The sequence below is a fragment of the Streptomyces sp. NPDC012510 genome, assembly GCF_042955065.1.
Lineage (GTDB): Bacteria > Actinomycetota > Actinomycetes > Streptomycetales > Streptomycetaceae > Streptomyces.
In genome coordinates this window covers 1-14,651 of sequence record NZ_JBIBEN010000039.1, presented here as the reverse complement: position 1 = coordinate 14,651, position 14,651 = coordinate 1, and the positions used below count along the sequence as shown (strand labels likewise).

Below are 14,651 nucleotides of genomic sequence, written 5' to 3'. Positions count from 1 at the left end.
GTAGAAAAGTAAACTCAAGTCGAGTTAGAATCACCCCATGGATGCGAGGACCGAAGCTCTTCAGGACGCCGGCATGGACACCCGACTCGACCGGGACACGTCGAACTGCTCGATCGCCCGGACCCTCGAGGTCGTGGGTGAGAAGTGGACGATCCTGATCCTGCGCGAGGTCTGGTACGGCTCGTCCCGCTTCGGCGACTTCGAACGTGTCCTCGGCTGTCCTCGCAACCTCCTCGCGGCGCGACTCCGGATGCTCGTGGAGGAAGGGATCCTGTCCACCGAGACCTACAAGGAGCCGGGCTCGCGGAGTCGGCCGAAGTATGTGATCACGCCCAAGGGCATGGACCTGGTCCCGGCTGTGATGGGGCTCCTGCAATGGGGTGACCGGTACCGCGCCGACCCGGAGGGTCCGGCCATGCTGACGCGACACCGCGGATGCGGTGCGCACGTCGATACCCAGATCCGCTGCGAACGAGGTCATGCCGTGCAGGCGGAGGACATCGAGAGTGTCCCCGGCCCCGCTTTCCGTATGAAGGCCGCTGAGTGAGCTGAGCGCGGTGGCGGCAGGAGTCCGGGTGGGCTCAGTCCGCCGGGGTGTGCTCACTTCGTCTGGCTCGGGCCTGGTGGAGGCGGACTTTGGTGCGGTTGCCGCAGCGGGACATCGAGCACCAGCGGCGGTTGTGGGCGGGGGAGCGGTCCAGGAAGCGCAGGACGCACGTGTCCGCGCCGCGCACGTGTCCGCGCCGCGCACGTGTCCGCGCCGCGCACGTGTCCGCGCCGCGCACGTGTCCGCGCCGCGCACGTGTCCGCGCCGCACACGCGTACGCGCCGCACACGCGTACGCGCCGGATCTCGGTCTACAGGAGCAGATCTACAGCGTCCTGCGCGATCAGTGCCAGGGCGGTCGCGGGGATCAGGTGCCATCCATTTGCGGTCGATCCTGGCCGACGAGGCGAGTCGGTGACCCTGCCACCGTGACGAGGGCGGCGCCCCTGCGGGTCCACAGTCTCACTGGCCGGCCGGGGCAGGTCGTCCGAGCAGCCTCCCGGACCGAGGGGCGGCCCAGTTGCTTCCGGTTGGGCCGCCACTCAGTCAGATCCTGGCCGAGGCCGGGACACCCGCCGAAGCGTCTCCCGCGGCCGCGCCGTCGGGTATGCGCTGCCTGGGCATCCAGGCTCGGCGCGCGGTGAATCTCAGGAAGCCGCGACGTGGGCAGCGCGCAAGGAGGCTTTGTCGATCTTCCCGACCGCGTTCTTCGCTATGGCCTCCACGACGAAGAAGTCGGTCGGACGCTTGAAGCCGGTGAGGCTGCGCGCACAGAGCTCCCGCAGCGCCGTCAGATCGACGGGCACGCCTGGTCGCGGCTGTATGTAGGCCACGACCACCTCTCCCCACTTCTCGTCGGGTACGCCGATCACGGCGGCTTCGAGCACCGACGGGTCGCCTGTGAGGACGTCCTCGATTTCCTTGGGGTAGATGTTCTCCCCACCACGGATGATCATGTCCTTCGAGCGCCCGACCAGGGTCAGATAGCCCTCGGCGTCGAGGTGACCCACATCGCCCGTGTGCAGCCAGCCATCGACGATGACTCTGGCCGTTTCCTCAGGGCGGCCGAGATAGCCACGCATGACGTTGGGGCCCTTCACGAGGACCTCACCGTCCGTGCCCGGCCGCACCTCGGTACCTTCGGCGTCGACGATCCGAATCTCCTGGCCGGGGAAGGGAAGTCCCACGGTGCCGGCACGTCGCGGGCCCGCGACGGGGTTGATGGTGGATCCGCAGGTTCCTTCGGACAGGCCGTACCCCTCGACAAGAGGGAAGCCGTACCGGGCTTCGAACCGGTTCAGCAGCCCGGCGGAGGCAGGTGCGGCGCCACAGACTCCGAACCTCAGCGACGATGTGTCGGGCCGCACGTCGTCCGGGAGCGCAGCGAGCATGCCGTAGATCGTCGGCACGGCGCTGAAGAAGGTGGGGCGCTCCTGCTCGACGAGGTCGAAGAAGCTGTGTGGGTCGAACCGGCGGCCCGCGATGACGACGCTCGCCCCCGCGAGAAGAGGCGTGAGAATGCTGACCACGATGCCGTTGACGTGGAAGAGCGGAAGGATCAGCAGGCACCGGTCGGCGGGCCCGATGTCCAGGGACAGGCGGCCCATCTCCGTCATGGCGTCGATGTTGGCGTGGTCCAGCATCACGCCCTTGGGTGTCCCGGTGGTGCCGCTGGTGTATATGAGAAGAGCCAGCGCGGACGAGTCCACATGCGGTGCGTGATCCGACCTCACCCCTTCCTTGTACAGTGCGCCGACGGCGAGTACGGCAGTACCGTCCGTGACAGGCGCCTCGTGGTCTTCGACCACCAGCAGACGCGCACCGGAGTCCTTGACCTGTCGGTCCACCTCGACGTCGGTCATGCTCGGGTTGACCGGCGTGATGGTGGCGCCGATCCGCCAGGCGGCGAACAACAGCAGCACGAACTCGATGCGGTTCGTCAGCTTGAGGGCCACGACATCGCCGGGACCGATGCCGAGGTCCTGGAGCTGACGCGCTGCCGCACGGACGCGGTCCAGCAACTGAGCGTTGGTGAGTGACTGGCGCCCGTCCGAGACCGCTGCCCCATCGGGGTCGTGAGCGGTGCGACGGTCGGGCAGTGAAGCGAAGTTCATGGCGGGCGTACCTGTCTCGGTGTTGTGCGATCCGGTCAAGGAGTCGATGCCGACGCGGGGTGCAACTGCCGGGTGAGGAACTCGATCTGGTCGCGGACCAGGGCCTCGAAGGTCTCGCCGGTGTAGAAGTCGAAGTGGCCGGCGTCGTACCTCTTGATCTCTCCCCGGGGTGCGGTGCGCGCGTACCGGAGGGTCTGGGCGGGAGGCGTGACGGAGTCGGTGTTGCTGACGCAGAAGAGGATCGGCATGGCGACCTTCTTCGCCGCACGCCCAGGCCGGTAGGTGGCGATGGTCGGAATGACCCGTGCCGCCACCTCGTTGCGGAACGTCGTCCCCGCCGGCTGCAGCGCCTGATATCCGGGCAGGGCGTCCGGAGCGTTCATGAGGGCCGGCGAACCGGGGGCGGAGGCGATGGGAACCATCGCGGGTGCCTTGCCGCGCACTCTGGCCGCCATGTCCCGAGCGAGCACGGGACTCATCCTGAGCGAGGCGACCGGGCCGAGCGCGAGCGCGGAGGCGAGACCATCGGTGAACGGGCACTGGGACACGGCCGCGCGCAGTTCGGGATGCCGAGAGGCGGCGGTGATGGCGTGGCCTCCGCCGAAGGAGCTGCCCCACACCGCGATGCGGGAGCGGTCGACGTCAGGGCGGGCCTTGACGTAGGCGATGGCGGCGTCCCAGTCGGCGAGCTGTCGCTTGATCGACAGGAGCTGACGCGGGTGGCCGCCGCTGTCGCCGAAGTGCCGGTAGGTGAAGGCCACGGCGGCGATGCCGGCCTGGGCGAAACGCTCGGCGAAGGCGTCCAGGCGCATCTCGCGGGTGGCGCCGAGGCCGTGCCCGAGGATGACGACGGGCGGGGAGGTGACGCCGGTCGGGAGGTAGAGCCATCCGGCACAGGTGCTGTCGCCGGAGGGGAAGGTGATGTCGTGGCGGGTGAAGGAGTGCGCAGTGGTCATCGTCGGCTCACCGCCGCGTCGTCTTCGTCGAGCGGTGCCCGGGCACGCTGCCCGAGGCGAGCGCCTGGGCGTAGGTGTCCGGGTTGTAGAGCGGGAGCTCGCCGGTGGCCTCCGTCGTCTCCATGTAGTCGAGCATCAGTTCCTGGCCGTCCTTCGACACGACCCTGGTGAAGAACTCGGCGCGTTCGACGTGGAGTCCGTCCTCCAGGCGCATCGAGCCGCCGAAGTACACAGACCTCTTGGCGGCCGCGACCGACCCCTTCGACTGCCGGCCGAAGTGCTCCGCGAGTTCGACCGCCTGCGCGACGACCTTGTCCTGGGGTACGACCTTGTCGACCGCACCGTTGGCGAGCGCCTCCGCGGGCGTGAACGGCTTGCCTTCGAGGATCGCGGCCAGGGACCGGTGGGTGCCGATCAGGCGGGTCAGCCGCTGTACGAAGAGGCCCTGCTGGCTGAAGGTGCGCAGACCCAGGACGAGGCCGATCATCCATCCCGCCATGCCGAGCGCGTTGCCGAGGTGCTCGGCGAGGAACGGCAGAACGGCGAAGAAGCCGAACCAGAGGTGAGTTGGGTAAGGATCAGCAGCCGCAGCAGCGGTGACAGATGCTTCCAGGTCCGCTCGCGTGAAGGCTTGGTCGTCCGGACGGTTCGGCGGGTCGGGGCGCGGGAGATGAGATCGGGCATGGTGGTGTCCGTCTCCTCCTGGTTTGTGTGAGTACGGGTGCACGCGGTCGTTCCGACACCGTCTGCGCCGTCCCGCGGGGTGGTCCGTGTGCGCTCCGGGGTGGGCCGACGCCCGCCGCCTCGGCCGCGGGATGCGTACTCCACCGGCCGCCGTGACCGCGAGCGCCCTGAGCAGGGGCCCAGGACGGCGGCCGGGGCGAGGACGGCCCAGAGGGCGCGTTCGGCATACGGCTGGTTCTCGGCACCGTTGCGGGACATCAAGAGTTGAGTCCTGCAATGACCGTCAGCCGGATGGCGATACGAGGCCACTGCGCCGAGGCGGCAGGAGTGGGCGGTTACCTGGTCTTGAACCGGTCCGGACGCACGAAGTCCAGGCCTTCGGTGGTCTGCTTGCCGAGCGCCTCGTGTGCGGCGACGTGGCCGTAGCCGGTCGCCATTTTGAAGCCCTTGCCGGAGAATCCGGTGGCGCAGTAGATCCTGCTGTTGTCGTCCAGCCAGCCGACGAGGGGATGCCTGTCCTCGGTGAACAGGTCGGGGAAGGCGTCCGAGCGCGCGATGGTGGGGATCAGGCCGGGGAAGAATTCGGTGACGATCTCGGTGACCTTTTCGACTTCTTCTCGGGTGAGCTCCCTGGGCACGGCGTCCGGGTCGGGGGTTGCCCTTGCGCGCCCGGCCACCGGTCCGTCCACCGATGCCTTGACCGTCACGCCGTCGACGGCGGGTGCGCCGTACATGGAGCGGTCCTCGTACCACCGGCTGAAGGCGGGGAAGTTCTCCGGCGAGAACTGGGTGCCGTCCTGGGCGATGAACCAGGTCAGGACGATCCGATGGGTTTCGGTGACGGCCTTGAGGTGGTCGGGCATGAGCCTGCGGGACCAGCCGCCCGAGGCGACGATGACCTTCTCGAACGTCCAGGTTCTGTCGCCCGAGGTGACGACGACGCCATGGTCGGTTTCGGTGATGCTGTCCACGGGTGTGTTCTGCAGAACGGTGGCACCGTTCGCCTGGGCCGCCGCGACGGCGGCGCTGACGGCGCGGTCGGTGCGCAGAACGCCGGCGTGGGGGTCGTAGACGGCGCAGTCGTCGGGGCGGAGGTTGTGCTGGGGGTAGCGTTCGGCCATCTCCTCCCGGCTGAGGACGTGGTGCTCCGCTCCGGTGATGCGCGTTGCCTCGAGGAGGCTGTTGATGTAGCTGCCGTTCGCTGTCCCGATGGACAGGCCCCCGGTAGTGGTGAGGATGTCCTGCCCGGTTTCCGCTTCGAGCTCGGCCCACAGGCCGCGGGAGCGTTCGATGATGGGGTAGTACTCGGGCCTGCCGAGGTAGATCATGCGGAACAGGCGGGTGTCCCCGCCCACGGCACTGCGGCCGTGGGCGGGGGTGGCTGCCTCGAAGCCCACCACCGAGCCGGACAGCCGGGAGGCCTGCCACAGGGCCATGCTCCCGATGCTGCCCAGGCCGATGACTGCGAGTTTTGCGTCCATGAGAGCAGTTTCCTTTTCGTCTACTCGTGAAGTCCGGCGAGGCGGCTGCCGAATCGGGCCAGGAGTGAGGTCTTGCTGGAGCCCCTGCGCTCTTCCCACTGGTCCGCGATACCGAAGAGCCGGTACATGGCATGAACACCCAGCCAGCGGAAGGGCTCCGGTTCCCACTTCGGCGCCCGGTAGCCCACCCAGGGAAGCGTGGTCCGTTCGGTTTCCTTCTCGAAGGCGAGCTCCACGAGAGTCCTGCCGCCGACATAGGCCGCCGTGACACCGTGTCCCGCGTAGCCGGTGGACGTTCCGATCCCGGATGCCGGGTCCCAGTGCACGCCGCCGTTCCAGTCACGCGTGACGCCCAGGACTCCCGACCAGGCGTGGTCCACCTCGAAGGGGATGCCCGGGAAGAAGGTACTGAGCTTGTGTGAGATCAGGTCGATGGTGGACTGGGCGGTCGCACCGGCTCCCCCCGTGCCGGATCCGAAGCGGTAGGGGACACCTCGGCCCCCCATGGCGATACGGCCGTCCGACGTCCGCTGGGAGTAGATGAACGTGTGAGCGGAGTCGTTGAGGCACTGGGGCCCGTCCCAGCCGATCTGCTGCCACGCCTCCTCCGGCAGGGGCTTGGTCACGATCATCGAGGAATTGACCGGGATCAGGCTCCGGCGGCCCAGCAGCTGTCCCGAATAGCCTTCGGTGCAGATGAACGTCTTCGCCGCGGTGACACGCCCGTCGGCCAGGGTGAGGGTCTTGCCCTCGACACGGTCCACGCGGCTGCTCTCGTAGATCCTGACGCCCATGGAGGTCAGGGTGTCGGCGAGGCCGTAGACGAGTTTCGCGGGGTGGATCCGCGCGCAGTGCTTGTAGAAGAGTCCGCCGTGGACGGTGGAGATGTTGATCCGGGACTGGAACTCCTCCCGGTCGAGCAGGTGGACTTCGTCGTCGGTCAGCCCGTACTTCAGTTCGGCATCACGCCGGGTGACAAGCCGGTCCAGCCCCGCCCGCGTGTGGGCGGCTACGAGCGCTCCGCCCTTGTGCTGATCGGCATCGATTCCCTCGGCCTCAAGGATGTCCAGGACCGCGTCGACGCCGGCGACGAACTCCTGCTGCAGCGCCCGGCTCGCCTCCAGCCCTCCGCCGGCGCGGGCGAAGGTGGCACGGTTTCCCGGCGGCATGGCCGAGAGCCAGCCCCCGTTGCGCCCTGAGGCGCCGTAGCCGACCTGTTCGGCCTCGAAGACTGCGACCGAGAGCGACGGCTCGAGCTTCTTGGCGAAGTACGCCGCCCACAGGCCGGTGTAGCCGCCGCCGACAATGGCCACGTCGACGGAGTCCTGGCCGGTGAAACGGGGGAACGAGGGCTTCTTGTCGGCCAGTTGTGCCACCCAGAAGCCGAGCTCTCCGTTTCGGGGTGGTGCCGCGAGGGCGTTCATGGTGTGTCCTTTGTCTCTGGGAACCGCGTGGGCCGCTGCTGGAAGGCGGTGTGGCCGGTATGTCGACGGGGTGCGTTGCCCCGGGGATGTACGAGGATTCCGGCGACGCGAGGAAGGGGACGGCGTCGGCGATCTCCTCGGGAGGGGCGAGGCGCCGGAGCGGGATCTGCCCCTCGCGTCGGCCAGCAGGATCTGCACCGGGGTGTCGATCGTGCTGGCCGAGGGCGTCGAGTGCCCGTCGAAGCCGGGCCACCGCCGCACTGCCCATGAGTGGCTCGCGCTACACAGCGGTGCAGACGACCTGGATCTCGACAGGGGTGTTGAGCGGCAGCCCGGCGACACCGATCGCGGTGCGGGCGTGGCGTCCGTTCTCACCCAGTACCTCGATGAGCAGTTCGCTGGCCGCGTTGGCGACGTTCGACTGCTGACCGAAGTCAGGGGTGCTGGCCACGAAGACCAGCATCTGCACGATCCGGACCCGGTCGAGATCGCCCACCGCCTGCGCAGCGGCAGCGAGCGCGTTGAGCGCGGCATGGCGTGCGAGCTCCTGCGCGGTCTCCAGCTCCACGTCCCGGCCGACCACGCCCTGACCCAGCAGCTCGCCGTCCTTGAAGGGGAGTTGGCCGGAGAGATGGATGGTGGAGCCCACCGTCCGGTGGGGCACGAGGTACGTGGTGCTGGCGAGGACGGGTAGCTTCAGTCCCAGGGCCTGGAGCCTTTCTGCAGCCGAGTCACCCTTGACGGTTTGAGGCAGGGGCTGAGTCATGCCGCCACCGTCTTGCTGTGGATCATTTCCTCAGTTCTCCGCTCAGGCTCAGGCGTCAGGGGCGCGGGAGGCCGAAGAGGACCGGGAGGTCGGCGATGTCGGTGATCCGCTCGTAGCCGAGCCAGTGCTCGTCGTGCTCGAAGCCGCGGTCGACGTACACCTTGTTCTCGATGCCCATGATGGCCGCGGGCCGGTGGTCATACATGGGGCTCGCGGAGACGTGGACGATCTCGTCGGGTGTCACGCCGAGCTTGTCAAACATGTACTCGAACGCGCTGAGTCGCGGCTTGTAGACGCCCATCTCCTCGGCGCTGATGATGACCTCGAACGGGGCCTTCAGGTTCTCCGCGAGGCGCACGGCGTGCTCGGTGTCGCTGTTGGTGATGATGACCAGCGGGACCGCCTCGGCCAGGCGGTTCAGCGCCTCGGTGACACCGGGGTACGGGCCCCAGGTGGGGACGCGCTCGTACACCGCCCGCGCCTCGTCCTCGCGGTATTCCAGACCGACCTTGCGCGAGGCGCGTTCCATGGAACGCGCGACGATCTGGTGGAACGGCTGGTACGCACCCGTGCACTCGTCGATCCGGTACGCCTTGCAGATCCGCAGGTACTCATCGGCGACCTCGGCCGGCAGTCGGTCGCCCAGGATCTCGCGCATCGTGTCGTTGATGCTGAACTTGATCAGCGTTCCGTTCATGTCGAACGTCGCGAACTTGGGCTTGATGTCGAATGCCACTGGTCCTCCTGTGTGTTTAAGTGGAGCAGCCTGACGCCGTGGTCGATTGTCGACCATCTGTCTGGTCGATTGTCGACCAAACATGTCTGAGCTGTCAACAGCGCCAGAGGAGCACCTTGGGCGGGACGGCGCCGACCCCCTTCTGTGCGCATGAGGTGATCCACCGGCGCAGCCCACTCGATGACATTGATGCAACTGGCGGAGGTATAGTCGACAAACGACCAAGTGGTCGGCAATCACTGAGGGAGGGCCACGGGGTGGACCACAAGTTCGAGTGGCAGGAGCAGCGGACGACGACCCCTGAAGGCGTCTACCGCACACTGCGAGCCGCCATCCTCGATGGGACCGTGCCTCCTGGTGGCCAGCTGCGCGAGGCGCACATCGCCGCGGATCTCGGCATCAGCCGGTCCCCGCTGCGCGAGGCGCTGACCAAGCTGGAGGAGGAAGGCCTCGTCGTGAAGATCCCCTACCGTGGGGCGTTCGTCGTGGAGGTGAGCGCTCAGGAGGTCGCCGAGATCGACTCGGTCCGGCTGCGTGTCGAGCCGTACGCCGCCGAGCTCTCGGCCGAAGCGCTGCGCGGTCCTGAGCGGCCCCAGTTGCTGCAAACCGTCGAGGATCTCCGCCGGGCCATGGAGAAGGACGACATCCCGGCCAGTATCGACGCGCACCTCCGATTCCACAGGCTCTTCTACGATCTCTCGGGCCACGGCGTCCTGCAGAGTCTCTGGAACGGCTGGGAGACCAAGCTGCGCCTCCACCTCAGCGTCGACCACCGCACCTACAGCGACGACCCGCAGCAGCTGGTCGTCGAGCACGAGAGGTTGGCCGCCGTTGCCCTGGGCGGCGACACCGACGCGTTCCGCCAGGAACTGGCTGCCCATTTCCCCATGGGGCTGGGGGCCCGGACGGAAGATCCGGGGGAGCCCGCGTCCCGGCATGTCTGAGGCCGTGCCGCCTGCGTGAAACATCCAAGCCTGTTCGCCCCGGCGTCGACGCCGGGGCGTTCGGTGATCGAGGTGTGCGACCACGGGCAGGGCATCGAGGAAGGGTCCGTCGGCGGGCGCATGCCGGATCGAGCGGCTGCGCCGGTCCTGGGTGCCTCCTGTCGTGGCCGCGATCGGTCGGCTTCCGTCCGGCGACTGCCGCGCGCACGGTTACGGACCCGCCCGCGCACCGCGACCAGGCAATGCGCCGATGTTGCCGACTCCGTTCGGGGTGGGGCAGCCGTGGCCGGTCGCGGCTGGTGAGGCGCATGTGTAACCGTTGATCGGCATGCCTTCCGGCGGCGCCGTCCGCGCCGTGCCGAGGTTGCCGACGTATCTGCGGGCGACTCCCCTGGAGCGCGGTGTCGCGAATGAGGTGCTACGACTGCCTCCAGGAGGCAGCGACACCACCGGCATCGGTGTGTGCTCGCGCTGCGGCTCGGCCACCTGTGAGAACCACGCCCGCGTGCGACAGGTGCAGGTCACCCGCCAGATCGGCATGGGGGCTGCGCACGGCCGCATCCCGGCACCCAGGGTGGTCTGCCACACCTACGACATGGCCGAGACGGCGCACTGACCCGCATGGTGCGCCTGTCGCACCGCATCATCGGTCGCCGAACGCGCGCTGCCCGTCCGGGCGGCCCGTTCTTGGCCTGCCCGGATGCCGTTCCGCACACTGGCGCGGCGTCCGGGCCTCAGTCGCGGCCACGGTGGGTGCGCCGTGCTGGAGGCCCGACCGCGGACGGCAGAGTAACCATGATGTCCTCGTCGGCGGTCGCCCCGGCACGGTGATGGGGCCGGCGTTCCTTCCGGTCCGCGAGTGCCCGTAGACACTCGGTCAGTCCGGAACCCGCCTGGCGTCTCACGCCACAGGCGCTTCCCTGAACGGCCGCTACGCACTTGCCCTGAACCGCCACATCGCACTCTCGAACTGATTCCGCGGCCGCGTTCGAGGTTGAAGTTCGTATTGACAGTGCTCGACGGACAGCCATATGGTCGACAAACGACAATAGGTTGACGGTTTTAAGCCACCATAAGGGGTTTTGTCGCCGCTGTTACTTGAGAGGAGAGCCGAGTACAGATGATCAAGAATCATGAGACTTCGGCAGCGAACACCGACTCGGCTTCCGATCGGCTTCAGGCCCTGGGGCTGGCCCTTCCCGAGCTCCGGGAGAACCCGTACTACGTGCACCACCGGACGGTGGGCTCCAGCATCTACATTTCGGGCCAGCTGCCTTACCGGGACGGTTGGCTGCTGGGGCAGGGCACTGTCGGCAGGGAGATCGACCTCGAGACGGCGCGGTCACTCGCGCACGATGCCGTGCTGAACTGCCTTGCCGCCGCCGTTCAGGCGGTGGGCGATCTGGACCGGGTCAGGATCGTGCAGATGCTGGTCTTCGTGGCCAGTACGCCGGACTTCGGTGAGCAGTCGCAGGTCGCCAACGCGGCCAGTGAACTGCTCATCGAGGTACTGGGCGAGAACGGACGGCACGCCCGCACCGCGATCGGTGTCGCCGGGCTGCCGCTCAACAGTCCGGTCGAGATCCAGATGGTCATCACCGCTGCGTAGGGCGGCCCCGACGACGGTGTAACCGAGTGCGCGCGATACCGCGGGGCACGCGCGTTCGGCATCGAGGGGAGTCAGCACCCGCGCCCCTCGATCGTTCCCCTCGATCTTTCAGGCAGAACCACAAGGAGGGCAGCGTGAATCAGCTGCAACGAGCACTCGACGCTCTGGTCGAGCGGATCGACACCCCCGCGCCGATCGTGCTGGTCGACGTCATGCAGGGCAACATCGACCGCATGCAGGGCTTCGCCGACCAGCACAACATCAAGGTCAGGCCGCACGTCAAGACACACAAGTGCGTGGAGATCGGTCGGCGCCAGATCGAGGCCGGCGCGGTCGGGATCACCGCGGGAAACGTCGGTGAGGCAGAGGTCTTCGCCGCAGCCGGCTTCGACGACATCTTCCTCGCCTACCCGATCTGGGCCGCGGGATCGAAGAAGCCCCGGATCCGCCGGCTCGCCGAGTCCGCCCGGCTGCGGGTCGGCGTCGACAACGTCGCGGCGATCGAGGCCCTCGTCGACGCGATGGGAGACGAACCGGACCGCCTGCAGGTCGTGATCGAGGTTGACTGTGGCGCCCGTCGTTCCGGGGCGCCGCCCGAGCTCGCGGGCGACCTTGCGCTCGCCGCCCGCAAGCGCGGTCTGGTGCCGGCGGGCGTCTTCACCTATCCCGGTCACGGCTGCGTCGGTCGCGACGCTCGCCGGCGTGCCGCGCAGGACCAGGAAGCCGCGCTCACCACCGCGGTACGCAGCCTCGAAGGCGTCGGGGTCACCGCGGAGGTGGTCAGCGCCGGCTCCACGCCCACCGTCGAGTTCTCCACCGGCAGCAGCGTGATCACCGAGATCCGTCCCGGCGAGTACGTCTTCGGCGATCTGAACAACGCCCGGCTGGGCTCCTGCACGGAGGACCAGATCGCGCTGTTCGTCGCCGGGACCGTGGTCAGCGACTGGGTCCCCGACCAGGTCATCGTCGATGTGGGCAACAAGGCCCTCAGCAAAGAAGGAAGCCCCGAGATCGGCTACGGCGGCATCGCCGGCACGAAGGCGGTCCTGTCCAAGGTCAACGAGTACCACGGCTTCCTCCCGCTGCCGGACGGCGACTTCCGCCCCAGCGTCGGCACCGTCGTCCCCGTGGTGCCGAACCATGTATGCCCGGTCGTCCTCGGCTTCGAGGAACTCATCGTCACCGACAGCACGGGCACGTCGCTGGAGCGGTGGCCGGTCGACGCCCGCGGATTCCTCAACTGACCGGCACGGGATGAGACCCCCGTCCTCCCCAAGACCCCACCCCCGACCGACCTCCCCCCGTAATGAGGAGTGCCTGACATGAGACTCAAGAACGTCACGGCCCTGGTGACAGGCGCCAGCAGTGGCATAGGGCAGGCGGTGAGTTCCCACTTCCGCCGTGAGGGCGGGCGGCTCCTGCTCACCGGCCGCAGGGAGCGGCTCGACAGCGCTGAGCCCGACGATCTGTACGTTCCCGGAGACCTCAACGACGAGACGTTCGTCGAGCACCTGGCCAAGCAGGCCGCGGAGTCCTTCGGCACCGTCGACGTCGTCGTCCTCAACCACGGCCTGCAGGCCGACGGTCCGCTCACCGAGATGGCCTGCGACGACGCGAGGAACGTACTGGAGAGCAACCTGCTCAGCGCGTTCCTGGTGATGAAGCACTTCGCGCCGCTGATGCCCGAGTCCGGCGGCTCGTTCGTCTGCGTCAGCTCACGGCTGGGCATGGTCGGCATGGCCGGGCAGGTCCTGTACTCCGCCGCCAAGGGGGGCCTCATCATGCTCGCCAAGGGCGCGGCGATCGAGTGGGCCCCGCGCAACATCCGCGTCAACGTCGTCGCTCCTGGCCTGACCGCCACCCCGATCATCGAAGCGGCGTTCCAGCGCAGGCCTGACCCCGAGGGCTACCGCCGTCAGCGTGAGAGCACGATCCCGCTCCAGCGCCTCGCCACCCCTGAAGAGGTCGCTGACGCGGTGCTCTTCTTCGCCTCGCGGGAGTCGTCGTACGTGACCGGATCGGTCCTGACCGTCGACGGCGGGTACACCGCCGGCTGAACACCCAGCTGGGCATCACCATCAGCAAGGAGCTGAACGACCTGTTCTCCGTCGCTCCTTCTGTCTCGGGCGTCCGCCGATTGCGACATGAACCGTCGAACAAGCGTCGGCTGCGTGCCCATTCGCCTGCCCCACTCGAACGGCGTCACCCTCAGTGCGCCCGTGCCGACAACGTATCCGAGCCACCCGGCCACCTCGGCACGAGCCACGATGCCTCGTATCGGCCTCCGCACATCGGGAACGGGCCATGCCCACGAGCGTGTGTCAGATGCCGCTCGGCAGCAGCTCGTCGACCCTGGCCGCGGCCACCAACTTCTCAAGCTCCAAAGGAAAGACATGTCGCTCCTCAAGGCCATCGACACCAATCCCTCCTGCGCGCCGCGAGAATCCGGCCCGCTCCCGGAGCGCCTGATCTCCGGCGACCCCACCTTCCGGACCTGGGCCCAGGACGTCGCCCGTGGGGAGTCGATCCATACGGGCGTCTGGGAAGCGACGCCCGGCGAGATGCGCTCGATCAAGGGCGAGACCTTCGAGTTCTGCCACATCCTCTCCGGCATCGTCGAACTCACACCCGAAGGCGGCGAGCCGGTGATCTACAAGGCCGGCGACAGCTTCGTCATGAAGCCGGGCTACGTCGGCGTCTGGAAGACCATCGAAACCGTGCGCAAGATCTACGTGACCGTGACGTGATGCCGATGCCCGGCCCCGATCGCCTTCAGGGTTCACGCGAAGCCACCTGCTGAGCAACGTCGCCGGGGCCGATGGTCCGCTCAGCCCGTCCCTCAGCCGCAGGCCAGGATCTGCTTCATCCCACACCAGAGCCCTCATGCTCCGGCTCTGCTGAGGATCACCCCCACTCCGCTGGTCACCCCCTGTCCCGGCTCCGGTTTCCCCCCGCCACCCACCCGGTCACCCGGCCGGCGTCGCTCCCGCGACAAGGTCGTCGGGAACTTCGATCCACGGCGAACACGCGCCCCAAACGGCGATCGGCAAGCCAAGCGGGCGATGTTCTGTCCGCGTTCGCCGCCCTGAACAATCCCCCCACATGCGAGGTAAAGCCCCCGCACAGCTGGTCCCATGCGTCCCCAGATGAGGAGTATTGCCATGAGTGATGCCCAGATCGGTCGTAGAGCGCTCCTGCGCGGAGCAGGCGGCCTGGCCGCCCTCGCCGCCCTTCCCTCCCTCGCCGCCTGCGGCACCGGCTCCAGCCGGACAGCCGTTGGGAGTGGTGGCAAGGGCGGCAAGACGGTGGTCGTCCGTGACAGCGGCGGTTCCTACGGTGCGGCCCTGCAGAAGGCGATCTACACGCCGTTCACGCGGGAGACCGGCATCAC

General features: G+C 68.1%; 15 protein-coding genes and 4 pseudogenes. 9 read left to right on the top strand and 10 right to left on the bottom strand.

The genetic code is table 11. The features are described 5' to 3' along the window. Nucleotides 1-73: 73 nt before the first annotated feature. Nucleotides 74-547: a winged helix-turn-helix transcriptional regulator gene (locus ACFY9I_RS40600; RefSeq protein ID WP_391012121.1), complete on the top strand. Its 474-nt coding sequence runs from the start codon at nt 74-76 to the stop codon at nt 545-547. 34 nt (nt 548-581) lie between these two features. Here the strand turns inward: ACFY9I_RS40600 and ACFY9I_RS40595 are convergent, their stop codons facing one another. The 10 genes and pseudogenes from ACFY9I_RS40595 to ACFY9I_RS40550 form a co-directional block, all read right to left on the bottom strand. Next, entirely contained in the window at nt 582-734 is a 153-nt protein-coding gene (locus tag ACFY9I_RS40595) for a CGNR zinc finger domain-containing protein (RefSeq protein ID WP_391012039.1), read from the bottom strand. 459 nt (nt 735-1,193) lie between these two features. After that, a complete protein-coding gene (locus ACFY9I_RS40590) occupies nt 1,194-2,660 on the bottom strand; it encodes an AMP-binding protein (RefSeq protein ID WP_391012037.1) in 1,467 nt (488 codons plus the stop codon). A 35-nt stretch (nt 2,661-2,695) separates the two neighbouring features. Further along, complete coding sequence (locus tag ACFY9I_RS40585) at nt 2,696-3,616, bottom strand: alpha/beta fold hydrolase (protein ID WP_391012034.1); 921 nt, start codon at nt 3,614-3,616, stop codon at nt 2,696-2,698. A 7-nt stretch (nt 3,617-3,623) separates the two neighbouring features. Beyond that, nucleotides 3,624-4,004 carry an enoyl-CoA hydratase-related protein gene (locus ACFY9I_RS40580; RefSeq protein ID WP_391012118.1) on the bottom strand — a complete coding sequence of 127 codons (381 nt, stop codon included), beginning with the start codon at nt 4,002-4,004 and terminating at the stop codon, nt 3,624-3,626. Between the two features lie 45 nt (nt 4,005-4,049). Beyond that, nucleotides 4,050-4,300, bottom strand: a pseudogene (locus ACFY9I_RS40575) (MFS transporter); the annotation flags it as partial. A gap of 335 nt (nt 4,301-4,635) precedes the next feature. Further along, nucleotides 4,636-5,781 (bottom strand): N-methyl-L-tryptophan oxidase, encoded by a 1,146-nt coding sequence (gene solA / locus ACFY9I_RS40570; RefSeq protein WP_391012031.1) that lies wholly within the window; start codon nt 5,779-5,781, stop codon nt 4,636-4,638. 20 nt (nt 5,782-5,801) lie between these two features. Then, a complete protein-coding gene (locus tag ACFY9I_RS40565; RefSeq protein ID WP_391012028.1) occupies nt 5,802-7,205 on the bottom strand; it encodes an FAD-dependent oxidoreductase in 1,404 nt (467 codons plus the stop codon). Nucleotides 7,206-7,320: 115 nt separating this feature from the next. Continuing rightward, nucleotides 7,321-7,473, bottom strand: a pseudogene (locus ACFY9I_RS40560) (hypothetical protein); the annotation flags it as partial. A 12-nt stretch (nt 7,474-7,485) separates the two neighbouring features. After that, nucleotides 7,486-7,971, bottom strand: coding sequence for an Atu1372/SO_1960 family protein (locus ACFY9I_RS40555; protein ID WP_391012025.1), 486 nt, complete (start codon nt 7,969-7,971; stop codon nt 7,486-7,488). A 55-nt stretch (nt 7,972-8,026) separates the two neighbouring features. After that, the gene (locus tag ACFY9I_RS40550; protein WP_391012022.1) at nt 8,027-8,707 is read right to left on the bottom strand and encodes a haloacid dehalogenase type II; all 681 of its coding nucleotides are present in this window, start codon (nt 8,705-8,707) and stop codon (nt 8,027-8,029) included. 257 nt (nt 8,708-8,964) lie between these two features. Here ACFY9I_RS40550 and ACFY9I_RS40545 point away from each other — a divergent pair, with 257 nt between their 5' ends. The 8 genes and pseudogenes from ACFY9I_RS40545 to ACFY9I_RS40510 all read left to right on the top strand — a co-directional run. Continuing rightward, nucleotides 8,965-9,651, top strand: a complete 687-nt coding sequence (locus tag ACFY9I_RS40545; protein ID WP_391012020.1) for an FCD domain-containing protein — start codon at nt 8,965-8,967, stop codon at nt 9,649-9,651. A 328-nt stretch (nt 9,652-9,979) separates the two neighbouring features. Then, nucleotides 9,980-10,267 carry a hypothetical protein gene (locus tag ACFY9I_RS40540; protein ID WP_391012017.1) on the top strand — a complete coding sequence of 96 codons (288 nt, stop codon included), beginning with the start codon at nt 9,980-9,982 and terminating at the stop codon, nt 10,265-10,267. A gap of 504 nt (nt 10,268-10,771) precedes the next feature. Beyond that, a complete protein-coding gene (locus ACFY9I_RS40535; protein WP_391012015.1) occupies nt 10,772-11,260 on the top strand; it encodes an Atu1372/SO_1960 family protein in 489 nt (162 codons plus the stop codon). 134 nt (nt 11,261-11,394) lie between these two features. Next, nucleotides 11,395-12,504 carry an alanine racemase gene (locus ACFY9I_RS40530; protein WP_391012012.1) on the top strand — a complete coding sequence of 370 codons (1,110 nt, stop codon included), beginning with the start codon at nt 11,395-11,397 and terminating at the stop codon, nt 12,502-12,504. A gap of 78 nt (nt 12,505-12,582) precedes the next feature. After that, nucleotides 12,583-13,317 (top strand): SDR family oxidoreductase, encoded by a 735-nt coding sequence (locus ACFY9I_RS40525; protein ID WP_391012009.1) that lies wholly within the window; start codon nt 12,583-12,585, stop codon nt 13,315-13,317. 336 nt (nt 13,318-13,653) lie between these two features. Beyond that, nucleotides 13,654-14,007: a cupin domain-containing protein gene (locus ACFY9I_RS40520; RefSeq protein ID WP_391012006.1), complete on the top strand. Its 354-nt coding sequence runs from the start codon at nt 13,654-13,656 to the stop codon at nt 14,005-14,007. Nucleotides 14,008-14,233: 226 nt separating this feature from the next. Next, nucleotides 14,234-14,357 (top strand): annotated as a pseudogene (locus ACFY9I_RS40515) (transposase); the annotation flags it as partial. Between the two features lie 64 nt (nt 14,358-14,421). Next, nucleotides 14,422-14,651, top strand: a pseudogene (locus tag ACFY9I_RS40510) (ABC transporter substrate-binding protein); the annotation flags it as partial.